General features: G+C 41.5%; 26 protein-coding genes. 12 read left to right on the top strand and 14 right to left on the bottom strand.

Annotated features, from left to right (window positions below; all coding sequences use genetic code 11):
* Window positions 1-9 precede the first annotated feature (9 nt).
* Complete coding sequence (locus tag WA1_RS10075) at window positions 10-423, bottom strand: AbrB family transcriptional regulator (RefSeq protein WP_017743878.1); 414 nt, start codon at window positions 421-423, stop codon at window positions 10-12.
* A gap of 397 nt (window positions 424-820) precedes the next feature.
* Here WA1_RS10075 and WA1_RS10070 point away from each other — a divergent pair, with 397 nt between their 5' ends.
* From WA1_RS10070 to pyrR, 3 genes are all read left to right on the top strand, one after another.
* Window positions 821-1,264 (top strand): Rrf2 family transcriptional regulator, encoded by a 444-nt coding sequence (locus WA1_RS10070; RefSeq protein WP_026134701.1) that lies wholly within the window; start codon window positions 821-823, stop codon window positions 1,262-1,264.
* Between the two features lie 88 nt (window positions 1,265-1,352).
* Window positions 1,353-2,345 carry an adenosylcobinamide-phosphate synthase CbiB gene (gene cbiB, locus WA1_RS10065; RefSeq protein WP_017743876.1) on the top strand — a complete coding sequence of 331 codons (993 nt, stop codon included), beginning with the start codon at window positions 1,353-1,355 and terminating at the stop codon, window positions 2,343-2,345.
* 159 nt (window positions 2,346-2,504) lie between these two features.
* On the top strand, window positions 2,505-3,053 hold the full coding sequence (gene pyrR / locus WA1_RS10060) for a bifunctional pyr operon transcriptional regulator/uracil phosphoribosyltransferase PyrR (protein ID WP_017743875.1): 549 nt from the start codon (window positions 2,505-2,507) through the stop codon (window positions 3,051-3,053).
* 85 nt (window positions 3,054-3,138) lie between these two features.
* Here pyrR and WA1_RS10055 read toward each other — a convergent pair whose 3' ends face one another.
* The 6 genes from WA1_RS10055 to argZ all read right to left on the bottom strand — a co-directional run bounded on the left by WA1_RS10055 (window position 3,139) and on the right by argZ (window position 11,447).
* The gene (locus WA1_RS10055; RefSeq protein WP_017743874.1) at window positions 3,139-3,528 is read right to left on the bottom strand and encodes a nuclear transport factor 2 family protein; all 390 of its coding nucleotides are present in this window, start codon (window positions 3,526-3,528) and stop codon (window positions 3,139-3,141) included.
* A gap of 143 nt (window positions 3,529-3,671) precedes the next feature.
* Entirely contained in the window at window positions 3,672-5,564 is a 1,893-nt protein-coding gene (locus WA1_RS10050; RefSeq protein WP_017743873.1) for a hybrid sensor histidine kinase/response regulator, read from the bottom strand.
* A 17-nt stretch (window positions 5,565-5,581) separates the two neighbouring features.
* Complete coding sequence (locus WA1_RS10045) at window positions 5,582-6,028, bottom strand: response regulator (protein ID WP_017743872.1); 447 nt, start codon at window positions 6,026-6,028, stop codon at window positions 5,582-5,584.
* A gap of 109 nt (window positions 6,029-6,137) precedes the next feature.
* Window positions 6,138-8,657, bottom strand: coding sequence for a GAF domain-containing protein (locus tag WA1_RS10040; RefSeq protein WP_017743871.1), 2,520 nt, complete (start codon window positions 8,655-8,657; stop codon window positions 6,138-6,140).
* A gap of 80 nt (window positions 8,658-8,737) precedes the next feature.
* A complete protein-coding gene (locus tag WA1_RS10035; protein ID WP_017743870.1) occupies window positions 8,738-9,247 on the bottom strand; it encodes a DUF2085 domain-containing protein in 510 nt (169 codons plus the stop codon).
* Between the two features lie 88 nt (window positions 9,248-9,335).
* Window positions 9,336-11,447 carry a bifunctional arginine dihydrolase/ornithine cyclodeaminase gene (gene argZ, locus WA1_RS10030; RefSeq protein WP_017743869.1) on the bottom strand — a complete coding sequence of 704 codons (2,112 nt, stop codon included), beginning with the start codon at window positions 11,445-11,447 and terminating at the stop codon, window positions 9,336-9,338.
* Window positions 11,448-11,961: 514 nt separating this feature from the next.
* Between argZ and WA1_RS10025 the strand changes: the two genes are divergently transcribed.
* Entirely contained in the window at window positions 11,962-12,147 is a 186-nt protein-coding gene (locus tag WA1_RS10025) for a hypothetical protein (RefSeq protein ID WP_017743868.1), read from the top strand.
* A gap of 320 nt (window positions 12,148-12,467) precedes the next feature.
* On the opposite strand, the gene WA1_RS10020 is transcribed toward WA1_RS10025, so the two are convergent.
* Window positions 12,468-13,316, bottom strand: coding sequence for a TetR/AcrR family transcriptional regulator (locus WA1_RS10020; RefSeq protein WP_017743867.1), 849 nt, complete (start codon window positions 13,314-13,316; stop codon window positions 12,468-12,470).
* Window positions 13,317-13,546: 230 nt separating this feature from the next.
* On the opposite strand from WA1_RS10020, the gene WA1_RS10015 reads away from it, so the two are divergent.
* The 4 genes from WA1_RS10015 to WA1_RS58610 all read left to right on the top strand — a co-directional run bounded on the left by WA1_RS10015 (window position 13,547) and on the right by WA1_RS58610 (window position 17,686).
* On the top strand, window positions 13,547-14,863 hold the full coding sequence (locus WA1_RS10015) for an ABC exporter membrane fusion protein (protein WP_017743866.1): 1,317 nt from the start codon (window positions 13,547-13,549) through the stop codon (window positions 14,861-14,863).
* On the top strand, window positions 14,860-16,035 hold the full coding sequence (gene devC / locus WA1_RS10010) for an ABC transporter permease DevC (protein ID WP_017743865.1): 1,176 nt from the start codon (window positions 14,860-14,862) through the stop codon (window positions 16,033-16,035). Before WA1_RS10015 ends, devC begins: the two co-directional genes overlap by 4 nt.
* A gap of 99 nt (window positions 16,036-16,134) precedes the next feature.
* Entirely contained in the window at window positions 16,135-16,905 is a 771-nt protein-coding gene (locus WA1_RS10005) for a DevA family ABC transporter ATP-binding protein (protein WP_017743864.1), read from the top strand.
* Window positions 16,906-17,140: 235 nt separating this feature from the next.
* Window positions 17,141-17,686 carry a hypothetical protein gene (locus WA1_RS58610; RefSeq protein ID WP_017743863.1) on the top strand — a complete coding sequence of 182 codons (546 nt, stop codon included), beginning with the start codon at window positions 17,141-17,143 and terminating at the stop codon, window positions 17,684-17,686.
* A 132-nt stretch (window positions 17,687-17,818) separates the two neighbouring features.
* Here WA1_RS58610 and WA1_RS09995 read toward each other — a convergent pair whose 3' ends face one another.
* Window positions 17,819-18,862 (bottom strand): SGNH/GDSL hydrolase family protein, encoded by a 1,044-nt coding sequence (locus WA1_RS09995; protein ID WP_017743862.1) that lies wholly within the window; start codon window positions 18,860-18,862, stop codon window positions 17,819-17,821.
* 446 nt (window positions 18,863-19,308) lie between these two features.
* On the opposite strand from WA1_RS09995, the gene rsgA reads away from it, so the two are divergent.
* Both rsgA and WA1_RS09980 read left to right on the top strand, forming a co-directional pair.
* Window positions 19,309-20,370 carry a ribosome small subunit-dependent GTPase A gene (rsgA, locus tag WA1_RS09985; RefSeq protein WP_017743860.1) on the top strand — a complete coding sequence of 354 codons (1,062 nt, stop codon included), beginning with the start codon at window positions 19,309-19,311 and terminating at the stop codon, window positions 20,368-20,370.
* Window positions 20,371-20,544: 174 nt separating this feature from the next.
* Entirely contained in the window at window positions 20,545-20,919 is a 375-nt protein-coding gene (locus WA1_RS09980; protein ID WP_017743859.1) for a DUF4870 domain-containing protein, read from the top strand.
* A gap of 91 nt (window positions 20,920-21,010) precedes the next feature.
* Here the strand turns inward: WA1_RS09980 and WA1_RS09975 are convergent, their stop codons facing one another.
* A complete protein-coding gene (locus tag WA1_RS09975) occupies window positions 21,011-21,316 on the bottom strand; it encodes an antibiotic biosynthesis monooxygenase family protein (protein ID WP_017743858.1) in 306 nt (101 codons plus the stop codon).
* Window positions 21,317-21,589: 273 nt separating this feature from the next.
* Here WA1_RS09975 and WA1_RS09970 point away from each other — a divergent pair, with 273 nt between their 5' ends.
* Entirely contained in the window at window positions 21,590-22,060 is a 471-nt protein-coding gene (locus WA1_RS09970; protein ID WP_017743857.1) for a hypothetical protein, read from the top strand.
* 5 nt (window positions 22,061-22,065) lie between these two features.
* On the opposite strand, the gene WA1_RS09965 is transcribed toward WA1_RS09970, so the two are convergent.
* Window positions 22,066-22,941 (bottom strand): class I SAM-dependent methyltransferase, encoded by an 876-nt coding sequence (locus tag WA1_RS09965; protein WP_017743856.1) that lies wholly within the window; start codon window positions 22,939-22,941, stop codon window positions 22,066-22,068.
* 308 nt (window positions 22,942-23,249) lie between these two features.
* Between WA1_RS09965 and WA1_RS09960 the strand changes: the two genes are divergently transcribed.
* The gene (locus WA1_RS09960) at window positions 23,250-23,513 is read left to right on the top strand and encodes a hypothetical protein (RefSeq protein WP_017743855.1); all 264 of its coding nucleotides are present in this window, start codon (window positions 23,250-23,252) and stop codon (window positions 23,511-23,513) included.
* Between the two features lie 257 nt (window positions 23,514-23,770).
* Here the strand turns inward: WA1_RS09960 and WA1_RS09955 are convergent, their stop codons facing one another.
* The 3 genes from WA1_RS09955 to WA1_RS09950 all read right to left on the bottom strand — a co-directional run bounded on the left by WA1_RS09955 (window position 23,771) and on the right by WA1_RS09950 (window position 25,128).
* Window positions 23,771-24,223 (bottom strand): response regulator, encoded by a 453-nt coding sequence (locus tag WA1_RS09955; protein WP_017743854.1) that lies wholly within the window; start codon window positions 24,221-24,223, stop codon window positions 23,771-23,773.
* A gap of 261 nt (window positions 24,224-24,484) precedes the next feature.
* Window positions 24,485-24,721: a glutathione binding-like protein gene (locus tag WA1_RS58605; protein ID WP_201789082.1), complete on the bottom strand. Its 237-nt coding sequence runs from the start codon at window positions 24,719-24,721 to the stop codon at window positions 24,485-24,487.
* A complete protein-coding gene (locus tag WA1_RS09950; protein WP_017743852.1) occupies window positions 24,694-25,128 on the bottom strand; it encodes a glutathione S-transferase family protein in 435 nt (144 codons plus the stop codon). Before WA1_RS09950 ends, WA1_RS58605 begins: the two co-directional genes overlap by 28 nt.
* Window positions 25,129-25,244: the final 116 nt, after the last annotated feature.

Genomic DNA, 25,244 nt, shown 5'->3' with positions numbered 1-25,244 from the left:
AATGACTCTTTAGACTAAAGCTTCTACAGCCTCAGCACTTTCTCTTTCTTCAGAGTCTATTTGCCTCAACCGAATGTGTTTTTTGCCTAAAGTAATGACAAACTCATCTCCTGGCTTGAGATTCATTTGTTTTGTGTAGGCTGAACCTATCAATAAGTTACCGTTCGACTGCACGCTAATTCTATAGCTGGCACTTCGTCCACCTCGCCCGTTTGCACTAGGAGCACTGTCTAACTGAATGCCCTCGGCATCAATTAGGGCGTTTAAGAATTTCATCATGTTGACGCGCTCGATCCCGTTTTTGGTTACGGTGTAGTAGCCGCATTGTTTAGCTTTTTCTTCTTTGCTGAGGTGCTCTAGCTCTTTGACTTTTCTGAGCAGATCTTCTCCGACTAGGGGTTCAATTTTTTTCTGTTTAGCCATCAACTTAATTCACAAACGAATGGTCAAATAGGATTAATCGATTTTATTTTAGCTGAGGTTGAGGTAATGCGAGCAGAAACCTTTTATTTTCCTCTTAGCTTAGCTAAGTATATTACATCTTAAGAGCAAAATATTGCGATCGCTCGCAATATTCCCAATACAATATAGTCTAAAGAAGATACATTATGGTGATGGCTATACTTTTTAAGTTCGTGAAGACTGTCACCCTATGTTTGTTTAAGTTTCCTAAACTAAGCTAAAAGGGTTGCCTACTTGCAGGAATTACAATAATTGGCATACAGAATGATAAGCAAAACTGAACTTTTGACCAGTGACCAGTGACCACCTGACCAGTGACCAGTGACCAATTACTAATGACCAATGTCTAATGACCAAAATGAAACTAACCACTAGAGGACACTATAGTGTAAAAGCATTGCTTGATTTGAGCTTACAGCCAGAATATGGACCTGTATCTACTAAAGCAATAGCCGCACGCCAAGATATCCCAGCACCTTACCTGGAGAAACTACTAATAGAAATGCGTCGTGCTGGACTGGTAAAATCTATTCGCGGCAGCATCGGAGGTTACCAACTTGCGCGATCGCCCTTACAAATTTCTTTGGGAGAAATTTTAGAAGCGGTTGGTGAAACGATTGAACCTTTACCCCATCACCAAGCTTCTCCAACACAAGCAGAAGATTGGGTAACCCACACCCTGTGGAAGAGATTGCACCAAAAACTGAAAGAAGCGATATACAGTATTACTCTGGCAGATCTTTATTATGATGCTCGTAGTTGGCAAGCTTCTCTTGGCGAAGAAGCTAGTTTTATTGTTTAATAGAGATGTTAGTGGTTAGTGGTTAGTGGTTAGTGGTTAGCGGCAAATCACCACTAACTGCTAACTACTAACTACTAACCAACAATAAATGACCTCTACTATTATTCTCATCATCGCTGCTACTATAGATTACTTAATTGGCGATCCTTGGGGTTGGGTTCACCCAGTCCAAGTTATGGGATGGTTTATTTCTCGCTTTACGAAATTGGCTTTAACCCATTGTCATGATTATCTGACACAACGCGTAGCAGGAATTGCGATCGGCATCATTTTAATAATTGGTAGTGGCGTTGTTGGGTACTTCCTTATTCTAGTGACCAAATTGCTGCATCCACTTTTAGGAATAACATTAGAATGTGTATTGCTAGCCAGCTGTTTTGCAGGTCGAAGTCTGAGAGATGCAGCTCAAACAGTTTTACAAGCTTTAACAGCAGGAAACTTATCCGAAGCACGCGTTCTTTTAAGTAAATACGTTGGTCGAGATACTGATAAATTGACAGAATCAGAAATATTGCGAGCTATTCTAGAAACGGTGACAGAAAACGCCACCGATGGAGTGATGGCTCCTCTTTTCTACGCAATTGTTGGTTTATTTGTGCCGATTGTAGGTCCAACTCCCCTAGCTTTGGCATATAAAGCGAGTAGCACTCTTGATTCAATGGTAGGTTATCGAGAAGCCCCATATACATATTTAGGATGGTTTAGTGCTCGTGTAGAAGATTGCTTAACTTGGATTCCGTGTCGTTTAACAATATTAACTCTTGCAGTTCTTTCAGGTAAACCCTTGTACGTTTGGCAAATTTGCCGACGAGATGGCGCAAGCGATTCCAGTCCCAACTCTGGTTGGAGTGAATGCGCTTACGCTGCTATTTTGGGGGTGCAGGTGGGGGGTACTAATTGGTATCGTGGGGTTGCGAAGCACAAACCTTTGCTTGGAGACGCAAAGAATCGCATCACCGCAAGTTCCATCTATCAAGCCTTACAACTCACCCGCTTTTGTTTTTTACTTTGGTTGGGTATAACTGGTGTCGCAGCAGTTACAACTACAACTTCAGTCCAAAAGTTGATGCCACAATTGTAACGAGAGTAGTACCCACCCCAAATAAAAACAGGTAATTATGGATATAGGGAATAACTAGAAAGTTAGGAGTGAGTAGTAAAGAGTGAGGAGTTGTTCATAGCCCCTTCATTCACAGCACCTTATTCCTAACCCCTTGCTCTATATTCAGGGTATCAATCTATGGTTTTATCTACTCAAGCTAAAGTCGTTGAAATTCTCTCACCACAGGAACTCCGTCGTACTGCCAATCGCCTAGCCTCTCAAATTGTAGAAAAAACGCCAATCATATCTCGACTGGCTTTAATAGGTATTTACACTAGAGGTGTGCCATTAGCTCATATGTTGGCACATCAAATTGAGGTGCTTGAAGGTGTATCACCAGAAGTAGGAGCATTGGACATTACATTTTATCGTGACGATTTGGATCGCATAGGGTTGCGGACGCCTGTAAAAACTTATATTCCTTTTGACCTTACGGGTAAAACAGTTGTCCTTGTAGATGATGTTATTTATAAAGGACGGACAATTCGCGCTGCTTTGAATGCCGTGAACGAATATGGTAGACCTGAGTCAATCCGTTTAGCAGTGCTAGTGGATAGAGGTCATCGTGAAGTACCAATTCATCCAGATTTTGTTGGCAAACAATTGCCCACGGCAAAAGATGAAATTGTGAAAGTTTTCTTACAAGAAATTGATGGACGAGATGGTGTGGAATTAATTGGAGATTAAGAACGGCATGGGAGGGGGAAAGACAAGGTAAACAAGGAAGCAAATTTCGCCGTATCTACCTTGTCTCCCGTGTCCCCCAATCCCCTTATCGCATAACTGGGCTTGCGTGATGGTGAACCAAGTACCATTTACCCCCGAGAAGCTCAAACACATTTGTTGCTATGGATTGCGCTTTGAGTTTTCTTCCATTAGCAATTTGGAGAACATTTTCTACCAAGACAACATAAGCAACATTCTCGCGAACTTCTGTTGTAATGATATCGGTGTCGATCTCAACATAAGCCGTATTTTTAAAGATATTCGCCCAGGAAGCTTGAATATCTTTCCAACCATTTAACACATTCCATCCAGGGTGAATGCAAAGACTACCAGTTCCTTGCGACCACACTGCGCCCATTGCTTCGATATCCTTTTTTTCAAACGCTCGATAAAAAGCGTCGTTAACTGCTAAAATTTCAGAACGTTGGTTAGTCATAATTATATAATTTTGGATTTTAGATTTTGGATTTTGGATTGAGAAAGTTAATAGCAGCTAAATAGTAGAGTGGCCATTCGCCACCTAAAAGCTTTTGTGCGGCATAACTCTACCTACTAATAGTAGTTCTTAGCAATTAGCAATTAGCCATTAGCCATTAGCTCTTTAATAGTTAACAGAAGTTGCTTTGCTGTATAAGGTTTGGGTAAAAAAGCTTTCACCCCTACTTCTGTGACAGCATTAATCTTTTCAGTGGAAGCAAGTCCGCTAACGGCAATGATTTTTACTTCTGGATTAATCTTTTGGAGCGTGCGAATGGTAGTTAACCCATCCATGGATGGCATGACCATATCTGTCAAAACAAGAGAGATTTTATCTCGATATTCGGCATAAAGGGCAATTGCTTCAATGCCATCACTAGCAACGATCGCTTTATAATTATGGCTTTCCAAGGATGTTTTGGTCACATCTCGAATTGAATCTTCGTCATCTACAACCAAAATCAATTCTCCACTACCACTTGGTAAATCCATCTCTCGGTCTTCAAGAGGTTCTACTGCCTCTTGTGCTGGTAAATACACTCTAAACTCGCTGCCTTTGCCCTCTTCGCTGTACACACTGATAAAGCCGTTGTGACTTTTGACGATACCAAGTACCGTAGAAAGACCAAGACCCGTGCCTTTGCCAATTTCTTTTGTGGTAAAAAATGGTTCAAAAATGCGGTCTAGAATCTCGGTTGGAATACCAATTCCAGTATCTGTAACAGAGATGACAACAAAAGAACCCACACGAGCATCTATGTGCATCCTAGCGTAATTCTCATCAACGAAAAGATTTTCAGCAGAAATAACTAGGCAACCCCCATGGGGCATGGCATCGCGAGCATTTACGCACAAATTCATTAAGACTTGATGCAGCTGGGTTGGGTCTCCAGAAACAGCCCAGAGATTTTGTGGGACTTGGCAAGAAAACTCAACAGATTTGGGAAATGTTTCCTTCACAACTTGCTGGATTTCTCTGATCAAGTGATTTAGTTGTAGAAGAGTGCGATCGCCCTCTATACCGCGAGCAAAAGAAAGTACTTGCTTGACTAAATTAGCTCCCCGTTTGGCATTGGATATCAAAATAGGTAATAGTCGCTTACTGCGTTCATCATGCAGTTGTGATTCCAAAAGTTGTGCTGTCATCAAAATAGGCGCAAGAACATTGTTCAAGTCATGAGCAATACCGCTTGCTAAAGTCCCAATACTCTCCAACCGCTGGGTGCGGAAAAATTGTGCTTCCAGTTCTTTTTTTTCTGTAATATCAGTATTAACAACCAGGATAGTTTGTTGTTTTTTATCAAACTCTTGTACTAGCGTCCAGCGACTTTCAACAATAATTTGTTTGCTTAATTTTGTTTTTTGATATAGCTCTCCTTCCCAAGAACCATTTTTCATTAAAGTATCAATAGCGACTTGTAATTGTGCGTTATCTTTTTCTTCCCAAAGTTCTAAAGTTTTGTGACCAATCGCCTCAGCCGCTTTCCAACCATAAAGATTCTCGGCTGCTTTATTCCAAAATAAAATTTTGTTTTCTAAATCACAGACAAAAATTGCGTCTGTGGCAACATCCAATAAAGCTGCTTGTTCGCGGATTTTTAATTCCGCTCTTTTGCGTTCAACAGCATAGCGGATGGCACGTTCAAGAAGAGGCGCTGTCAATTGACCTTTTTCTAAATAATCTGCTGCACCTGCTTTCATTGCCTCAATGTCTATTTCCCTGTCTCCCTTACCTGTGAGTAAAATAATTGGGGAAGAACAGCCTAAAGATATAACTTCGCGCAACAGTTCCAACCCATTTTGCGCTCCCAAACGGTAATCAACAAGATAGATATCATGTTGATGTGCTGCTATCGCCTCCTTTCCGGACTCATAATTGCTAACCCATTCCAACTTGCAGTGGCAAATCTGGAATTCCTGAAACCAATCACGAGTTAACGTGTAATCATCTTCATCGTCATCAACAAGAAGAACTTTTATAGAGATTTGCTTCATTTTTCTGCCTTCCTTTTTTATAGTGGCAGTTCTACAATTTCAAACCAGTATTTTCCTATTGTCCTCATCACCTCAACCAAAGATGCGAAAGTCGCCGGTTTGATAATAAACGAATTCGCACCCAAATCGTAAGTACTATGAATATCTTCCTCTGCCTTAGAGGTCGTTAGCACAACAATCGGAATTTTTCTGAGTTGAATATCAGCTTTAATTTCTTTGAGGGCTTCACGACCATCTTTTTTAGGCATATTTAAATCTAGCAAAATTAAACCCGGACGGGGTGCAATATTTTTGTCGGCGTACTTACCACGCCACTTGAGATAATCCATTAACTCTTCACCATCACTGACAGTATGCAAGTCATGAGTCAATCGACTTTCTGTCAATGCCTCACGAACTAACATACGGTCATCCTCATCATCTTCAGCCATCAAAATTGTGATCGTTGTATGCCGACCCTTCACTCTATATTTTCTCCTTTTGAGGGTTTATCGTTAATCGACCGTCAAAATACAACCAATAGAGGACTTAGGCTGTAATATTTTTACACCCATGGAAGTATGATAAACCTTATCAAAGAAAAGCGAGCGAAACGATAAATTTCGATCCTTTCCCCAGTTGGCTGTATGCAGTGATACTCCAACCGTGACGTTCCACTATTTTACGGGCAATGGCTAAGCCCATACCCGTACCTTCATATTCGTTACGACCGTGTAAACGTTGAAAAACATTAAAAATTCGGTCAAGATATTTTTCGTCAAATCCAATACCATTATCTTCAACAATAAGTTGCTCGTGTCCGGCCTCGTGTTGTTGAGTGTAAATTTTGACAATAGGTGGAGTATCTTTGTAGTGAAATTTTAAAGCGTTGCCAATGAGATTTTGGAGCAATTGGCGCATTTGTAGCGGATCTGCCTGAACAGTAGGTAAATCACCCACCTCCACAAGCGCTTCTGTTTGCAGGATACGTATTTCTAAATCGGATAACACCTCTTGTGTGACTTGCGCTAGATCCACTTGCTCAAAAGGTTTTGCCCTAGTTGTAACTCGTGAAAGTGTCAGTAAATCTTCGATCAAAGCTTGCATCCGGCGAGTTGCATTTTGCATCCGTTCCAGATAATCTTGCCCCTGTTCGGTCAATGCATCACTACAAGTCGCTTTCAGCCGTTCTCCAAACGTCTTTATCTTACGCAGTGGTTCTTGCAGATCGTGAGAAGCAATAAAGGCAAATTGTTGCAGTTCTTCATTAGAACGAGCAAGTTCTTGTCTTTGGCGAGTTTCCTGTTCTAAAAGCTGGGCTTGAGCTACAGCAATTCCTATTTGATTTGCTAACTGTTGTAAAAGTTCGGTTTCCCAACTCGTCCACTCCCGAGGATGAGCACATTGATGGGCAATGAGTAGTCCCCACAGTTTGTTCTTGAAAATAATCGGTACAATTAAGTTGGCTTTTACACTGAGTTTTTGTAAAAATTCTAGGTAGCAAGGTGTGATTGTGACCTTTTCAATGTCGCTCATCGAACCAATTCGTCCTTGACGGTATTGTTGAACGTAATCCTCGTTAAAGCAGGGATCTTCAAGATTGTGTCCGAGAATGCTAATAAACCCAGAAACAACCGCCTCTTGCACAACGACTCCCGTACCATCAGGTAGCAAGCGAAAAATTAAGACACGATCTGCTTGCAACAAATGTTGGACTTCTGTAACACTTGTTTGAATAATTTCATCAATTTGTAAAGATTGACGAATTTTTAGCGTGATGTCAGAAAACAATTGCGATCGCTGTTCGTTTCCCCTGAGGACATCTTCAAATCTCTGGCGTTCAATAGCAGTAGCCAGCATATTAGTCACGGCTTGCAAGAAATAAACATCTTCTTTGCTAAAAGTGCGCGTTCTTGTTGTGTGTACTTCCAACACTCCAAAAGGATTCTCTTTACCATGAATTAACAAAGAAACACTACTGACTATAAAATAGTCGTGTGGCAGTTGTGGTTTTCCAAAGCGCGTTTCAGTGAGGAAATCATTAACAATTGTTGGTTCTTGAGAACGCAGGGTATGGCCAGCTTGAGAATCACTTCCAGCACTTACGGTTGCTTGTCCTACCAATTCTGGATGCCAACCAACTCCCGCAACCAATCGCAAGATACTACTATCCGGCAAAAGTTCCAAAATATTACAATACTCTACCTTAAGGCTATGGGAAACAAGAGTGACCGTTTCTTGCATCAATGTAGTCAAATTCAGACCAGCTAATGCCATTTGACTGAGTTCCGCCACCAGCGCCTGACGATTTGCATACGCTTCCAACGACTCCTCTGCTTGCTTGCGCTTGGTAATGTCCATATCTACCCCAGACATCCGCAGCGCCACTCCTTCTGAATCACGAAAGACAACACCTTTGCTTGCTATCCAATGAAGACTACCGTCGTATCCAATAACACGAAACTCAATATCATAATCAAACCCACCCTGAAGAACCTGTTTCACTGAGCAGTCAACAAAATTGCGGTCTTGAGGATGAACGCGTTCAAGAAAAGCTTCATAGGTAGTATTTTCATAAATATTGTTTAACCGCAAGAGCAATTTTAAATGCTCCGACCAAGTTACTTTGTTATGTGTAATATCCCATTCCCAAGGACTCATGCGAGCCGCGTCTAACGCTATTCTAAGTTGCGCCTCTCGATTTTGCGCCTGTTCGCTTTGCTGATGCAATTCTTGCATTGCGCGGCGGGATTCCAACACCCGGCGCACTCGCTGACGCAAAACTTGCCATTGAATTGGTTTGCTAATGTAATCAGTGGCACCAGCCGCAAAAGCCTTATCTACGGATACTTGGTCGTAAAGAGCGGTAATCATTAATATAGGCGTTGCTGCACCACCAGGAAGCGCCTGCAATTTAGTACAGCAGGTAAATCCATCCACGATCGGCATCATGGCGTCTAACAGCACCATATCTGGCTGTTGCTCCATGTAAACAGCTAATGCTTGCTCGCCATTAGTTGCTTCTGCGACTCGATACCCTACTTGTTGCAGTAGTTGTCGCATTTGTAACCGTGTTATCTTATCGTCATCTACAACCAGTATTAAATCGGTCATTTGTAATTTGTCATTTGTAATTTGTCATTTGTGATTGGTCATTTGTTATTTGTTATTTGTTATTGGTCACTGGTCACTGGTCACTGGTCACTGGTCGCGCCTCCATGCAAAATCGGCATAGTAAATAAACCCCATGCCAAACCTGTCACCAACCCAAAAAAAGTCACAACATAATTGTGAAAACCCCACCAACCCAAAACCTGAGCCGCCAATTCCAACGGATAAGCCATCATCAACACACTAGCAACTGCAACACCACTCCAACCATACTGACTCAACCAGTAAAAACCTTCACCACCCGTTACCCCATATAGCAAACGAATCACCAGCAAACCTGTCACAGTCCCGTAACAACGCATACACACCGCCATCATATAGGGTGATGCCAAAACCAACCCCAGATCTGGCTGCGGACACACATGACGACCCATAAAATAAATAATATCCCCAACCACAGGTAACAACGGTAACCCAGACACCGCCAAAAAAGGAGCAACCAAAGGTCCAAACACCATCCCCAACAATAAGAAATCAGCAATAAAACTAACCCAACGAACTTGCACCCCTCGACTAAAAGCTACACCTACCATTCTCTCTTCCTCTTTCCTCTGCTTACTCTGCGTACTCTGCGGTTCATTCATCAAAAGTTAAGTGGTGGGCATTGCCCACCCTACTTACTTAACTCATCTTAATAGTATAAGGACTAGTCAACTTATCCAATTGCTGCACCAACAGACTCAGGAACAATCCCACATCCGTCACCACACCAACAGACTCTATCGAACCGCGATCGCTCAACTTCGTCACCACCGCCGGATTAATATCCACACAAACCATCTTCACACCAGAAGGAGTCATATTCCCAACACCTATCGAGTGCAGCATTGATGACAGCATCAAAATCATATCCGCACCTTCGAGCAAGCGAGCGTACTCAGTTTGTGCCTTAATCAAATCCATTTCCGTATCCGGTAAAGGACCATCATCCCGAATCGAGCCAGCAAGACAGAACGGTATACCACTGCGTACACACTCATACATCACACCACTGTCGATCGCGCCAGCCTCAACCGCCTTAGCAATGCTACCATAACGACGGATCGTGTTAATCACCTTCAAGTGATGGCGGTGTCCCCCACGTACAGCAACACCTCGCTTCATATCCACACCCAGGGAAGTCCCCATCATCGCTTGCTCAATATCATGGACAGCGATCGCATTTCCACCAAGCAACGCCTGAACATATCCTTCTCTAATCAGCAGTGACAAATGCTCGCCACCACCAGTATGAATCACCACAGGTCCTGCTGTCACAACAACTTTACCACCAGCATCGCGGATTTTACGTAATTCCCAGGCCACTTGCTCAACCACCAGTTCCACACGCCGTTCGCTAGAAACCCCAGCCGACATAAAGCTAAATTCCTGAGCATTCCGTTGTTCCCGCGATTCAGTTTTCCGGATAGTACGGATACCTTGCACATCAACAACAACCCGTTCCCCAACTTCCAAATCCCGTAAAATTTTACACTGTGCTAACAAGCCATTGGGAGTTTGAGAAATTGCGATCGCCCCATCCATGCGCTGATTGTGTACCTTCACCCACTCACCATCAATCCGCACTTCCGTAGGATAAATGGTGGTGACATAAAAATCATCAGGTGCAACACCCGGTAGAGTCACCGGTTCGAGTTTAGCATCCCGCTCATCTTGAGGTAAATCAACCGCGCCCAAATCAATAAGAAGAGATAGGATAGTTTCCATCACTTCATGAGAAGGCGCTGAAACTCTTACCTCTGCAGCCGAAGTACTTTGCCGTTGTTCTCCCAACGAGAAATTCAGAACTTGGAAACTGCCACCGTTATCTATAATTAAATCCAAAGCACGGTTAATCAAACCAGAATCCAACAAGTGTCCTTCAATGCGGAAGATGCGACTTTCAACCAACACATTGGCATGAACTTCTTCCCGCACTGGTTCGGTAACCCGCAGCGTCAAGCACTTAGCTGCACCACCAGCTTTCAAGAATTCCGACAGTGGAGTTTCAATCGTTTGAAAGCCGACTTGTGCAAGACGTGCTTTCAAAGCATCAGAAGCTTTATTCATAACAACAATATGGTCAACATTCACTGCATTGCAAGAGAAGTTAACCGCATCTGCTTCTGAAATAGCTATGCGCTTATCTTTGTGAACCCGCATTTCTATCAAACGATTGGAGTAGGAATCAAAAGCGGGTGAATAGTATAGCAGATAGCCATTATTTAAAGGACAGAAGCAAGTATCGAGATGGTAAAAGCGTTCATCAATCAGGCGCAGAGACAGCACCTCAATATCGAGCCATTTTGCTAGGTAGGGGTGAGAATCTAACTCTGTCCGGAAACCATATCCAGCCCACAGCCAGCGTCCTTCCCGATCCAGCAGGGCGTCACCTGCACCCTCAAAAGGTAAATCTTTGGGCAGTTCGTAAACAGTATACCCATTGTCTTCAAACCACTGCTTGAAATAAGGTTCCTCCCCCTGACGCTCTTTGTGTAAAAAACGACTCAGGACAACGTTCTTCCCAAGCAACAAGCCAGCGTTGGCTGTAAACACCATATCAGGCCAACCTTTCTGAGGTGGCACTAAGTCTACAATTGCATATTCTTTAAGGATATGATGCAGTTTTTCCCACTGTTCTACAGCACGTTCTTGAGATGACTTGTGGATGTTCCCTTCCATCCAAGGATTAATAACATAGTCCACATCATAGTGGTCAGGGGAGCACATCAAAAAGCGAATCCGGGAATCCATAAAAGTTTAGAGTTGGGGTTAGATGCATAACCTTTTTTGCCTTTTATTCAATACAGATTTTGTTAAGCTTCATTCTGTAGAATTTGCTACATTTCTGTAAAACTTTTTACTGATTAAGTTAATAACGGCACAAAGGTTATGCTATATTCTATCTTCTAGTACGCAAGGTATTAAAAGAAGTTGCCCTCATCCCCAACCCTTCTCCCCAAGGGAGAAGGGAGTTAGACTGAAGTGCTGGAAATATGCTCAATATCCTTCCTCAATTTAGCAATGGCACTCGCTTAGTTTGTTTCTCCTCTGTATATCCGCTTAGAGGATACGTTGCTAGTATTGTTAATTTTTGCTAAATCATAACAGACCATAACCACAAGAACTTGTTTCACGAGCTGAATTAGTAACCAGTGACCAGGGATCGGGGCTTATTATGACAGGTTAGTCTATGCTCACTCTAAACTAAGCTCAGTTCATAGTTTATAGTTCAGAATAGAGAGGACATTGTGGTTACGTTGACCGTATGCCAGAATCTCTTTGGGATTCGGGGCGATCGATCTCTGTCCACATTTATGACCTAGCAATGAACGTTTCTGGTGGCGAATCAAATGCCTCTGCCCTTGTGTTGGTGACATTTTTAGGACTTGTTAATGGAGGAAAATTGTGGTTAGCAAAGCGTTTTCAGCAATCCCGAATTTGGGTGCCATGACAAAACAAATAATCAAAAAGAGGCACATTGAATCACTTCCTTGCTCAGCCCCTTCAATACGAACTGAGCAGTTAAGTCTTAAAATAAATAACGAGAATCCATGTATATACAGTTAATGTACCATAAACAAATACTTAATCTTTATTCAGCCATGTATATACAAAAACCAATGTAGCTAGAGCATCGGTACAGAAATTACAAAAACCCGGTTTCTTCGAGTTGAGCCTATGAGATATCAAGCTTTGCAGGAGAGAGAAACCGGGTTTTTTGCCTCCTTTTAAATACTGTACTGACGCTCTAGAAGTCGTTTGCCCCCATTTTTACAAGACATCCTCATTACGAGCAATGATTTCAATAACTTCACTACGGGTCAGTCGATCTTTAGCTGCGATCGCAGCCAGGTTTTCCCAAGCTGTATCTGTCAGTCGGATAGATCTCAGACGTTTGGGTTCGGAATAATCTCGCTCAAATTTACCTGAATCCTGACGATTGCGCCTTTGAGACTTCTGTCTCGTTCCGGTAAATCGATCTGATGATAAAGGCTTTGCAGTTAGTTTTGCTGTGAACAAGTCAACTAAGTTGTCAATAAGACGATTGCGTTCCATAGGTAAAATGTCACTGCCATGGAATATTTCCTGAACCAAGATGAAATGAACCAAAGTCCCCAAAAAAATGCGTGCAGATGCGTCTGGATCGGGTAGATTAAGTTCGCAACAAGAAAGGAATTGGCTGAGGTCGTCTAAAGCAGGTTTTTCTATATTACGAATAAAGGTTCTCGCTAATTCTGGGAAGCGCCCAGACTCACCAATGACCAAGCGGATTAATCCCAAGACACGTTCATCTTTTGTAACACTTTCCAGTATTGAAATTGCTAGTTGGCGAAGGATGTCAGACGCTTCACCCTCTGCTGAGAGAGCTTTTTGAGGATTAAATGCAGCTTGATACCGCTTGATTATCAATTGCTGTATGAGAGCAGTAAATAATCCTTCCTTATCCTGAAAGTAATTATAAATAGTAGCCTTAGATACACCAGCTGCTGCTGTCACCCGATCCATTGTTGTAGCAGCATATCCATTTGCTAAGAATTCTTGTATTGCTCCTGAGAGAATGGCTTCGACCTTCTCTTCTGAAAGCTTGCGATCTGGATTGTGGTCTTCTGTTTCTCTCATTTTTTTATAAGAATAGCTTATATAGTAATTTTCCTTGAATTGTCAGAAAATAAGTCTCAGAAACCGGGTATCTGCCAGATACCCGGTTTCTATATCTCACAGCTTTCAAATAATTCTATTTTATGCATATGAAATACTCTTGACATTTTTATACTGTACAGTTTAGTTTATAAATAAGCAACTAAACTAACCAGTTTAGTTTATGTCATAACTGATGAGGCAAGCCACTTATGGTGAGTGATGCAACAAATACAACATCTAACAGTTCTGTATCTTTCAAACAAAAGCGTCGCCCAGCGTTCGCCTTAGGAATTGCCACAACTCTCGTTGTTGGTGGAGTCACAATCTACCAACTTCAGCAGTTTCAGGCGCAAGAATCTAGTAAGCCCCAAATAGCCCAAGTGAGCGTACCTCAAGTTACAAAGGTCGCTGCTTTGGGAAGGCTAGAACCGCAAGGAGAGGTCATTAAAGTTTCAGCACCTACATCCTCTCAAGAAAATCGAGTTGAACAACTCTTGGTAAAGGAGGGACAAGAAGTCAAAGCAGGACAAGCGATCGCTATTCTTGACAGCAAAGACCGACTTCAAGCCACCTTAACAAAAGCGCAGGAACAAGTAAAAATCAAGCAAGCAAACCTCGCTCAGGTTAAAGCGGGTGCAAAACGTGGTGAAATTGATGCACAAAAAGCGCAGATTGACAGGCTGAAAGCGCAGTGGGAAGGGGACAAAATAGCTCAAGAAGAAACCGTCGCCAGAATCAAAGCGCAATGGGAAGGAGATAAAACAGCGCAACAAGCGACCATTGGAAAACTAGAAGCAGAAGTTAACAATGCTCGAGCTGAATACAAACGTTATCAGCAGCTCTCGATTGAAGGTGCAATTTCTAAATCTTCTTTTGACAGCAAACGTTTGAGCTTAGATACAGCAACACAGCAACTCAACGAAGCAAAGGCAATCCTAAAGCGCATCGATAGCACGAGTCGCAGACAACTGAGCGAAGCCCAAGCTGTTCTTGCTCGCATTAATACGACGAGTAGCCGACAAATTATTGAAGCTCAAGCCACACTACAAAAGATCGCCGAAGTCCGTCCGGTCGATATAGAAGTGGCAAAAGCAGAGGTAAACGATGCTGTAGCAGAAGTCAATCAGGCTAAGAAAAATTTAGAACAAGCCTACGTGCGATCGCCACAAAATGGTCAAGTCTTAGATATACATACACGTGCAGGCGAAGTTGTATCAGACGAGGGCATTGTTGAAATTGGACAAACAAGCCAAATGTACGTTGTTGCAGAAGTGTATCAAAGTGATATTAACAAAGTCCGTCAAGGGCAGCAAGTGAGAGTTGTTAGTGATTCTTTACCAGAAGAATTGCAAGGAAAAGTTGACTCAGTCGGCTTGCAAGTCCGGCGTCAAAGCGTTGTCAACACCGATCCCAGTAGCAATATTGATGCCAGAGTTGTGGAAGTCCATGTACGACTCGATAGTCCCTCCAGTCAAAAAGCAGCTAAGTTAACCAATTTACAAGTCAAGGCGGTGATTGAGATTTGATCGGATTCATCCAACAATTACAACGACGAACCCCTCTAGGGTGGCTACAACTGAGTCGAGAAAAAAGTCGTCTGCTTGTAGCATTATCAGGAATTGCCTTTGCTGATGTTCTCATGTTCATGCAGCTAGGTTTTCAAAGTGCATTGTATGACAGTAATACACGTCTCAATCGAGTTTTGGATGCAGATATTGTTTTAATTAGCCCCAAAGCTCGTAATATGCAAAATTTATCCACATTTTCCCGGCGACGATTGTACCAAGCATCTTCTCTTTCAGGAGTGAAAGCAGCAGAAGCCATGTACGTTAACGTTATTACCTGGAAAAATCCTCAAACTCGCAGCGAAACATCAATTCAGGTTATGGGGATCAATCCCGACCGTTCGTCTTTTCAGTTACCTGAAGTCAACCAACAGTTAGATAAGATAAAGCTGACAGATAATTTTTTATTTGACCAAAGTTCCAAGGGAGAGTATCAAGATGTCATTGCCCAAATTCAACAAGGTAAAATGGCGACCACTGAAATAGAAAATCGTACCATTACTATCAGTGGCTTATTCAAAATAGGAACTTCCTTTGGGGCTGATGGCAACCTAATTACCAGCGATCAAAACTTTTTACGGCTATTTCTTAGAAAAGAAGCAGCAAGTATTAATCTAGGGTTAATTTATATTGAATCAGGCTACAATCCAAAACAGGTAGCAGAAGCATTACAAACTTACTTGCCAGACGATGTCAAAGCTTTAACCCACGAAGAATTTATTCAATTCGAGCAAAACTATTGGCAAACAGAAAGCCCCATTGGCTTCATCTTTGGATTGGGAGTAGCAATGGGGTTTATAGTCGGCATCATTATTGTGTATCAAGTTCTTTCCACAGATGTCAATGCCCATATTAAAGAATACGCTACCTTCAAAGCAATGGGATATCAAAATCTCTATCTACTAGGAGTCATTTTTGAAGAAGCGATTATTTTAGCAATTCTAGGCTTCATTCCTGGATTAGTAGTGCCTTTTGGTCTTTATTCTTTAACAAGAAATGCAACCAACTTACCCATTTACATGACCTTAGCACGAGCGATAACAGTCCTTGTACTAACCCTAATTATGTGTATTATTTCAGGTGCGATCGCCACTCGAAAACTGCAATCTGCCGATCCAGCAGATATGTTTTAAAAAATGTGTGATTAGGGGCGCAATGCCTCGATCCCCTACAGTCGTTCGTTCAATTAATTATCCGCGTCCATCTGCGTTCATCTGCGGTTAAAAATCATCATGAAATCCGTCATCTCCATCAAAAACCTCAATCATTATTTCGGTCGCGGTCAACTCCGCAAACAAGTGTTATTCGACATCAACTTAGAAATAAATCCAGGTGAAATTGTCATTATGACAGGTCTCTCAGGGTCTGGAAAAACCACACTTCTGACACTTGTAGGAGGGCTGCGTTCCACCCAAGATGGCAGTATGCGTGTTTTGGAACGAGAATTATGCGGTGCAACTGCGAAAGAACTGACATTAGCAAGGCGCAACAACGGTTATATTTTTCAAGCGCATAATCTTCACGGTAGTCTCACAGCATTGCAGAACGTCAAAATGGGTTTAGAACTGCATCAAAGCATAACTTCCGAACAAATGGTTAATCGTGCGATCGCTATGCTAGAACAAGTAGGATTGGGTCAGCGTATAAACTACTATCCCGATGACCTTTCGGGAGGGCAAAAACAAAGAGTCGCCATTGCACGCGCCCTAGTAGCAGAACCCAAAATTGTGCTAGCTGACGAACCAACAGCAGCACTCGATAAAAAATCCGGTCGCGACGTTGTAGAACTCATGCAACATCTTGCCAAAGAGAAGAGTTGCACGATCTTGTTAGTCACCCACGACAATCGCATTCTTGACATTGCCGATCGCATTGTCTACATGGAAGATGGTCGTTTAGCGAGTCAAGAATCGACGAGTAACAATACTATTAGACAAGCAGGGTCGGGTGCTGGAGATACAACAATCAACTTGCAGCAAACAGGCGGAATTTACGTTTACTAAACCTTAAAAAAGCATGAATGTAGGTTAGGTTTCGTGACTCAATCTGTTATCTACCTCCACTGTAAATCTACGGATAGATAGGTAAAAATAATTTATTTTCTTCAGATGGAAGACAACTTTGAAAACCAAATGTTATGCTCTGGGTTATCTATTATCCACCCTACCTGTTGGTTAGTTTAATACAGTGTCCAGCCCAAAGTTAGTAAAAATTCCGCAACAATTGGTAGAGGAACAAATGCAACAAGAGCGCATGCATGATGTTCTTCTGCTGCTAAATCATTTAGTTAAAAGTGAGGAAGCCACCGTAAAGCTTATTTTGGATGGTCTGTACGATGTTGCTTCGGTGAACCTAATTAACAAAAAGCTTCAGAACCGCTCTCTCAACGCTGTAGCAAAATCAATTGCTAGAATGTCCAAACCAGCGTTCAAAATCTTTGCGCTGCGTTGGTTTCAAAAGAATTGTCCCCAATTGATTACAGACTGGCTTTACTTGCAAGTGACTTTCACAGTTATACAACCAGTACCTCTTCCTACAACCATAGTCTCAGAAGTCCAATTAGATTCTTTATCAGGAATAGAAAATACCAGCCAAGGCGAGATTAAGCGTCTCCGTTCTGAGGTGAGATATCTCGCTGGTATATCATTAGGGGCGCTTGCTGCTCTTGCTACCACTGTTATTTGGGGTAACCCTCAAGTAAGGACAATTTATTCTCAATCGACTTCTTCAGTTGGCATTTGCGTTCCAACAGATGTAAAGAACTTTGATAGTCCCGCTAGATAATCAAAAGCAGTACGGGAAGTGCGATCTCTGTATTCCTCATCTTTTTTCTCTGTGCTCTCTGCGCCTCTGCGGTTTAAAAGAATTGATTTAACCGCCGAGACGCAGAGTACGCAGAGGTAAGAGGTGAGAGTGCTAGGGATTTGACTTAGTGCGAGTCGCGGCAAGTTGTTTGCGTCTATACTTGAACATTGCTGCTGCACCCAAAGCACCAAGTGCTAACATACCGAAAGTTGTCGAAGGTTCGGGTACAGACTTAGCTCTAATTGCAGCTAGTGCTGTTTCTGCTACCAACTTGTGAGCATTTGTAGTGGGATGAACTTCATCAAAGAAGAGAAAATCGTTTGGATTATCACAGGTTTTCAAAACTTCGTTTGTTACGATTCTATACACTACGCAAGAGGTGGTCACATCTTTAAAACCAAATTCCCCTGGATTAGCGATCGCCCTATTAAATAACGAATTAATATCCACAGGGATGATATTAACACCTGGAATAGTATTGCTTAAAGAAGCTACAGATGTTGCTAATGCCGCATTATGAGCGTTTGTCGCAGCGTTTAAAGTAGGGGAATTGACAGACCCTAATGCGATTGGGGTTTTGCCTAGATCGGGCAAATTAAATACCAAAATATTTTTGGCACCCGCTTGGGCAAGTAAACCTACTGAATCTGATATATTCTTTACTGTCTGAGCAACGTTAGGATTTTTACCGAATAGGTAATCGTTTCCACCTCCCCACACAGCATAGAGTCCATTTGCTTCTACCTTTTGGTTAGTTGTTAAAAAGGGTTGCGTAAACCCGCCGACTTGCGCCAGCACTCCTGGTACGCCAGGAACAAAAGCATTGTCTTGACCGCTGGTAGACCCACCAAAAGCAAAGTTGACACCTTGGGTTGGAACCGTACTACCCAGATTGGTGAATAAAGTGGGGGTTAATCCTATAGCTTCTCCAAGGTAGTCTACCCAAACCTTATTGTTGGAAAAACGTCCTTGAAAGTAAGGCGGGCTTGGAGGAATCGCACCTGTAGGCGAGAATTGCTGAGTGACATTGAATACATTACCAGTATCCGACAGGCTATCACCAAATACATTAAATTGGCTAAAGGCCGCAGAAGCTTTTAGGGGTAAAGTCAAAGAGAAGAGGAAAAATCCTGCTGTCAAGAGTTCTTTTTTCATACTTACTCTGTATTTGTATTTTTTATAACTTAATTAAACTTAGTCAACAGGGATAGCGCTGGTTTAGTCAAAATCTTTGCTGCTCTATGAAAAAAGAACTTTTTCAAGAGAGTAAATAGATAATTATACGTACCAATACACAGATGACTTATATAAGAAAGTATCACAGAAAGTCACTGTTATTATGTATCTTCACTAGTTTTTTAGAAAAACAGGATTTAGCATGTCCGGAATTCACAGCAGTGAAATTGTTGATAACATTATTAGACGCGTCAGGAGGACAAACGATGAGTGTATTTGTAGCCGTCAAAGTCACTTTGGCTTTTTCAAAACATCCGACACAAGGCACAGAGATTATCGTTCAGTCCTCGATCGCGCAGGAATGAAGCTCGCAATTCCTCTGTGAACCTTGTGCAAAAAAATTGGCACGCACCGAGGAAATACAAATGAATTTGAATTGTTTGGGCTGGAGCGATTTTTTTGCTTCTAGCTTTGAACCATTACGCAAAGAAGGATTTACTGTTGGTAGGGTTGCGATTGAACATAAAAATACTTACGTCCTTTACAGCGATCGCGGAGAACTTTCAGCAGAAGTTACAGGTAAACTGAGATACCAAGCGACTGAATCAACAGATTTTCCTGCTGTAGGGGATTGGGTTGTTATTCAGGTGAGAGATTCTGAAAGACGAGCAACTATCCAGGCAATTTTGCCGAGAAAAAGCAAATTTTCCCGCAAGACTGTAGGTGGTAAAACGGAAGAACAAATCGTTGCTACCAACGTTGACACGGTGTTTTTAGTCTCAGGATTGGATGGAGACTTTAATCCCAGAAGAATCGAACGTTACCTAATTACAGCTTGGGATAGCGGGGCGAATCCTGTTATCATTCTTAATAAAGCAGACTTGTGCGATCGCCTGGAACAGTGTGTGGCGGAGGTGGAAGCGATCTCACTTGGTGTACCCATTGTAGTTTTAAGTGCCAGTACCTCTCAAGGATTGGATGGCTTAAAGCCTTACCTCCAATCCGGACAAACAGTGGCTTTGTTGGGATCGTCTGGTGTTGGCAAATCTACGATCGCCAATCAATTGATAGGAACAGATGTTCAAACTGTGCAAGCGGTAAGAAAAGGAGACAATCGAGGGAAGCACACAACCACCTATCGAGAGTTAATTTTACTGCCAACAGGTGGCTTGATTGTAGATACCCCAGGTATGCGGGAACTCCAAGTTTGGTCGGGAGACGAGGGGTTGCAGGAAACATTTGCAGATATCGAAATGTTTGTACAACAATGTCGTTTCCGAAATTGCCAGCACGAGCGCGAACCTGGTTGTGCAGTGCAGCAAGCATTGGATGAAGGAACACTTGACTATCGAAGGTTCCTGAACTATCAAAAGTTGCAAAAAGAACTTAATTATCTTGCTCGCAAGCAAGACCAAAGGTTGAATTTATTGGAGAAAGAACGATGGAAGAAAATTCATAAAGAGATCCGAAATTACAAAAAGCGTTGATTGAGGAGGCGGAACGATAGTTAGATAGATCCCCGACTTCTTAGAGAAGTCGGGGATCTGAACACGCGCCATACAAACCTAGAAATTTTGTTGAAAGTACGGTAATCAGTAATACAAAAGCCGCCAAATCCCGTTTAAAATTAAAACTATAAAGAGAATAGAGGAGCCTCCAGGATGCAAGTTACAAACGATTCTGATAAGCGCAAATTGCTATCATCTCTGTCTCATGGTGCGATTTTCTTCAGCACAACATTGTTTTCGATTGGGATTCCAATTGTGATTAACTTAATTTCGGATGATCCAGTTGTTAAAAGTAACGCGACAGAATCAATTAATTTTCACTTCAATGTTTGGTTCTGGGCGACTGTCATTGGAGTGCCAATTGGAATTTTATCTTGGCTGACCTTTGGTCTTGGTGGAATTTTATTCTTTCCAGTTGTTGCTTTTGGCTTTGCACTACATTGGGGGCTGACAATTTGGGCATTGTTACATTGTTTTAGCAAGCCTGATGAACCGTTCCGTTATCCGTTCATTTTTCGACTTTTTTAAGTATAGAAAAAAGCAGAGGGTAGAAGGAATCCATGCTGAAAAGCACGCTTTTCTTCTGCTTTTCTTCTTGTAAATAAGTCATATTTAAATGTTATGATATTTGGCTAGTCATTACCATTTCATAATGTTCAACTGTCGGAAACGGCTCGTAAAAATGGTGCAATAATTGACGCCATTGTTGATATTCTGGGGATTGACGAAAACCAACTGTATGGTCTTCTAATTTTTCCCAACGCACTAGTAAAATGTACCGATTTTCTACTTCCAAGCATCGTTGTAGCTCGTGATTAATATAGCCATGCATTGAAGCGATCGCTGATGAAGCTAGCTTGAAAGCTGTTTCAAATTCAGGAGCTTTTCCGGGTTTTACCTGGAGAATTGCAACTTCTAAAATCATACTGCCTCTAATAAAATATTGAAATATAAGACTCCTATTTGATTTTTGAAATATACGTAGTTAGGGCTATGCCGCACACATAAAGCTTATGGTGGGCATTGCCCACCCTACAATACTGAGATTTTTTCAGAAATCATTTATGATTCCTATAGAACCTTCACAATCTATCATGTTTTGTAATTGAAAATTCCCTTTTTATGGGTATTTAGATAGAAAACATTATCAATAACAAGGTTCATAATAGTAGATAGCAGACTATACAGGAGGGATTCCATGATTCCTGGGAACAGTGCATTCAAACATCTGAGCTACAATTTTGTGTCCCAGTCTAATTCGTTTGTCACCAAGCATAGATTGGGCGCTCGCGCAAAAATCTTCAAACTCCTTATAACTGGTGTAGCAGTTTTGGGTGCTTTAACACCTCAACTAGCATGGGCGCAAAATGATCCTAATTCCTATGGATCGCAAGGTACAGGTAATTTTCTCAGCTATCCTTCTGGAACTCGCATTGCCCCGAATGGTAGAATTACTACACCAAATAATGGTACGCTTTATCCTTCCAATACAATTGATAACGGTAATGGTACAAAAACTTTCTACTACCGCAATGGAACACGTGTCATTCTTAGGAAAGATAAGATGAAACCAGGTGGAGCGTATCTTAGTCCAAATAGCTCGAATGGAGGACTGCGAACAACTCCCAATCAAATATTTCCTTCATCAAGAGAACTGAGAAATCAGTAGATACTTCAATCAGCGATATCAAGAGTCAGAGCAAAGACAAACTGAGTGGTGAGCATTTTCTTAACCACTTCTGCATCAACGCCTAAAATTTTCAAGGAGCTTAACTCGTTGATTACGTTCAGCATACTATACTCCACTACGCGGAAGCCTTGTTCGTAAGCGAATTGTCGCGCTTGGTCGGGAGTTGCAAAATTATTATCTACTAAAGACCTACCTGTAAAGTTGGTTCCTATTTGTATTAGCTTTTGTAAATCTGGGTCATTTTGTAGCGATCGCGAAAAGCTAGGTGTGTCAATGAAATCAGGGGTAATCCAGACTCCACCGTAAGCGTGAAGCATTTCTCGGACGTTGGTGCATACTTGTTGTTTTTCTGAGAGTGTAAGGTGTGTCAGAAGCCCCTCACACAAAAGCATGACTGGCTGTTCTGCTTTTAAATGCACGGTACTTTTTAAAAAATGGCTGGGACTGCTAGTAGCATCAATTTCTACAAAGTGCAGATTGGGACGTTCCCCAATGAGTTGCTGAACCAATTGTTGTTTACAGCGAATCATTGCAGGCAAATCGGTTTCAATAAAAGTGATGTTAGGGTCACAAGATAAGTTCATACCACGCGGTAGCAAACCAGATGCAAGTTCTAGAATTTGGGTTATTTGATATTGAGCCATGACTTGGTTAATAGCTTTGTAGCGAGCTTCCACACGTGCGGTTAGCAAAACGCTCTTGTCTTGATTTTGCGGTAAATATAGCTCTATGAATCTTTGCGCTTCTACCAATTTTGCCAACTCCCCAGCATAGGGAATATCTGTAAACTCTCTGGCTAAGCTCACCATAAAAGCAGTGAGGCTAATTTTGTCGAAGTCATTGGCTTGCTGTGTGTTCATGAGTTTTTCTTGTTAAGCTTTTCTGCTTGCGACTACTATTAAGCAGTTTATAAATAATTTTTGAAAATAGTCTTAGTTATAAGCTATAAAATAAATTTATAACTTATAACTCTAACTTAACTGTTGCGAATCAGTTCAAAACGGTTCGTTAATAGCGATCTGTTAATTCTTATACTTAATAAACGTGAAAATGAACAACATCCTTTGTAGGGGCGCAATGCCTTGCGCCCCTACACCTGGGTTCAAAAGCGCAATCTATACCCGTGGGAAGTATATAACAGTAAAATTCCATCGTAAGAGTAAGTACTATGCAAAGAACCGAAACAAATGCACTTAAAAATATCTTGGACTACTTGCCAGAGCGCATTAGGCAGGCAATAGAGGAATACTCCAAACAAACCCAACTTTCCCCAGAATTAGTAATTGAGTTGGCGATCGCTCAGTTCCTAGATGTTGACTCTGTGACTTTTGACGATTGTCAGATTGATTCACCAGGAGTACTTAGGGAACAAAATAAAATCCTAAAAATTCAGCTAGCAGCTACACAAACAAAGCCAGGGTTGGTAGATTAGAACAATTTTTTAGCAATATCATTGAATTGGAAACAAAAACTGCTGTAAGTATGGAAGAAAAACATTGCCGTCTCATGCGTCAAAATTTTTACATCATCATACGATACCGATGTGGCATGAGAACAGTGTATTTAGGGAAAACGTTCGTAAAATGGCTTTGGTTACAAAAGCCCCTGACGGGAGTCATCAAAACTCAAACTCATGAAGCAACAAGCTTGATATCAGCATATTTCCAAGCCTTCTCGAATCGCTTTTTTTCAATCACAATTAAAGTTTTCTGTAGAAACGGTAAGTTTATTGATTTCTGTGATTAAATTATCGGGGTCTACTGGTTTAATCAAGTAAGCTTGAAACCCTGATATTAAAGCCAATTTGTGTCCTTCTTCTGGTTTTACAACTGTTACCGCCACGCTGGGAATCGTTCTTAGTGGAGAATCAAGATTTCTAATTCGGCGAATTAATGAATAACCGTCCACTTGCGGCATAACAATATCGGAAATTAAAAAATTCGGTTCAAATTCTTTTAATATTCCCAACGCTTCTATGGATGACGATGCAATCATTACTTGACTACCATAACTTTCAAGAATAAAAGCAAGTAACATACTGCTATCCGGATCGTCATCTACTACAAGAATACGTAAATCATCTAAAGAGTGCGTATCTTTTACGTCGCGATCAAGATGACCAATCTTTAAATTATTTGACATAATAGCCTTGTCTCCTAGTTGCTAGTTCAATTAGGGGAAAGTCCTGCTAGAAGCTAGATGTCAGCTAGCTATCTAGTGGGCGTTTTTATTATTAAACAAGTTTCTAGAATTTAAGTCTTATCCCCTTTGGAGTAATTATGCTTATTACCACATATTTCATAAGTAATATTGTCTAATCCTTAGCAAATTCCTTGTGGAGCAGTTGAACTGGGTAAATGTTAAATTAAAACTATGATTTTTCAAAAAGAAAACCAGATTGCCTTACTGTTTTTGAGGGATTTTGGCATAAAAATCTTCATCTGCTCGTATGAGGGCTGGTCTTTGCATCAAATGGTCAATGTATTGAGTAAGGGAGTCGTTTGTAACAAGCATTCCTAACTTCTTAGCCCATAGCAGAACTCCTCCAGTCACGATATCAGCTGTGCTAAATTGGTTGCCTATTAAATAGTTGTTATTAGCTAGCGCTTCTCTTAAAGGTTGGGCAACTCGGTTAACCATTGTAGAGATTCATCAGATGAAGCTCCAAACCGCACTTTTTCTGGCAGTAGTTTTTCTGGCAAGTTCGGTAAAACATTGAACATAAAATGCTCCACGGGAGGTTCGAGAGTAACGGAAGCATAAAACAGCCATTGGTAGTAATAAGCTCTTTGAGGACTGTCTGGAGAAGGAGCAAACCCAAAAGTTAGGTATTTATCAGCAAGGTAAGCACAAATGGCAGTAGACTCAAAGATTGTAACTTCTCCATCTATCAAAACAGGAACTTTCCCATGGGGATGTAATTTTTGATATTCTGGTTGCTTTGTCATATTCATGTTGACTTGAACCAGATCGTAGGAAATACCCATCTCTTCTAGGAGCCATCGAGGACGAACCGCTCGTGTTGTGGGAATGTAATAGAGTTTCATTTTGGGAACTTGCTTTGGTTGTTAGTGATGGTAGGGTAGGTATTGATTAATAAGTAAAATTTAAAGGAAAATTTAATGCTTAAACTTTAGTAGTCAAAAAGGAGGCAAAAAACCCG

The organism is Scytonema hofmannii PCC 7110 (genome assembly GCF_000346485.2).
Classification (GTDB): Bacteria; Cyanobacteriota; Cyanobacteriia; order Cyanobacteriales; family Nostocaceae; genus Scytonema; species Scytonema hofmannii.
The sequence above is the reverse complement of the archived record's forward strand: the minus strand, read 5'-3'. Positions and strand labels throughout refer to the sequence as shown.

Bases quoted from the DNA above. Each gene is read 5' to 3' on its own strand.
- WA1_RS10075 (WP_017743878.1), bottom strand. From the start codon at position 423: ATGGCTAAACAGAAAAAAATTGAACCCCTAGTCGGAGAAGATCTGCTC.
- WA1_RS10070 (WP_026134701.1), top strand. From the start codon at position 821: ATGAAACTAACCACTAGAGGACACTATAGTGTAAAAGCATTGCTTGAT.
- cbiB (WP_017743876.1), top strand. From the start codon at position 1,353: ATGACCTCTACTATTATTCTCATCATCGCTGCTACTATAGATTACTTA.
- pyrR (WP_017743875.1), top strand. From the start codon at position 2,505: ATGGTTTTATCTACTCAAGCTAAAGTCGTTGAAATTCTCTCACCACAG.
- WA1_RS10055 (WP_017743874.1), bottom strand. From the start codon at position 3,528: ATGACTAACCAACGTTCTGAAATTTTAGCAGTTAACGACGCTTTTTAT.
- WA1_RS10050 (WP_017743873.1), bottom strand. From the start codon at position 5,564: ATGAAGCAAATCTCTATAAAAGTTCTTCTTGTTGATGACGATGAAGAT.
- WA1_RS10040 (WP_017743871.1), bottom strand. From the start codon at position 8,657: ATGACCGATTTAATACTGGTTGTAGATGACGATAAGATAACACGGTTA.
- WA1_RS10035 (WP_017743870.1), bottom strand. From the start codon at position 9,247: ATGGTAGGTGTAGCTTTTAGTCGAGGGGTGCAAGTTCGTTGGGTTAGT.
- argZ (WP_017743869.1), bottom strand. From the start codon at position 11,447: ATGGATTCCCGGATTCGCTTTTTGATGTGCTCCCCTGACCACTATGAT.
- WA1_RS10025 (WP_017743868.1), top strand. From the start codon at position 11,962: ATGCCAGAATCTCTTTGGGATTCGGGGCGATCGATCTCTGTCCACATT.
- WA1_RS10020 (WP_017743867.1), bottom strand. From the start codon at position 13,316: ATGAGAGAAACAGAAGACCACAATCCAGATCGCAAGCTTTCAGAAGAG.
- WA1_RS10015 (WP_017743866.1), top strand. From the start codon at position 13,547: ATGGTGAGTGATGCAACAAATACAACATCTAACAGTTCTGTATCTTTC.
- WA1_RS10005 (WP_017743864.1), top strand. From the start codon at position 16,135: ATGAAATCCGTCATCTCCATCAAAAACCTCAATCATTATTTCGGTCGC.
- WA1_RS58610 (WP_017743863.1), top strand. From the start codon at position 17,141: ATGCAACAAGAGCGCATGCATGATGTTCTTCTGCTGCTAAATCATTTA.
- WA1_RS09995 (WP_017743862.1), bottom strand. From the start codon at position 18,862: ATGAAAAAAGAACTCTTGACAGCAGGATTTTTCCTCTTCTCTTTGACT.
- rsgA (WP_017743860.1), top strand. From the start codon at position 19,309: ATGAATTTGAATTGTTTGGGCTGGAGCGATTTTTTTGCTTCTAGCTTT.
- WA1_RS09980 (WP_017743859.1), top strand. From the start codon at position 20,545: ATGCAAGTTACAAACGATTCTGATAAGCGCAAATTGCTATCATCTCTG.
- WA1_RS09975 (WP_017743858.1), bottom strand. From the start codon at position 21,316: ATGATTTTAGAAGTTGCAATTCTCCAGGTAAAACCCGGAAAAGCTCCT.
- WA1_RS09970 (WP_017743857.1), top strand. From the start codon at position 21,590: ATGATTCCTGGGAACAGTGCATTCAAACATCTGAGCTACAATTTTGTG.
- WA1_RS09965 (WP_017743856.1), bottom strand. From the start codon at position 22,941: ATGAACACACAGCAAGCCAATGACTTCGACAAAATTAGCCTCACTGCT.
- WA1_RS09960 (WP_017743855.1), top strand. From the start codon at position 23,250: ATGCAAAGAACCGAAACAAATGCACTTAAAAATATCTTGGACTACTTG.
- WA1_RS09955 (WP_017743854.1), bottom strand. From the start codon at position 24,223: ATGTCAAATAATTTAAAGATTGGTCATCTTGATCGCGACGTAAAAGAT.
- WA1_RS58605 (WP_201789082.1), bottom strand. From the start codon at position 24,721: ATGGTTAACCGAGTTGCCCAACCTTTAAGAGAAGCGCTAGCTAATAAC.
- WA1_RS09950 (WP_017743852.1), bottom strand. From the start codon at position 25,128: ATGAAACTCTATTACATTCCCACAACACGAGCGGTTCGTCCTCGATGG.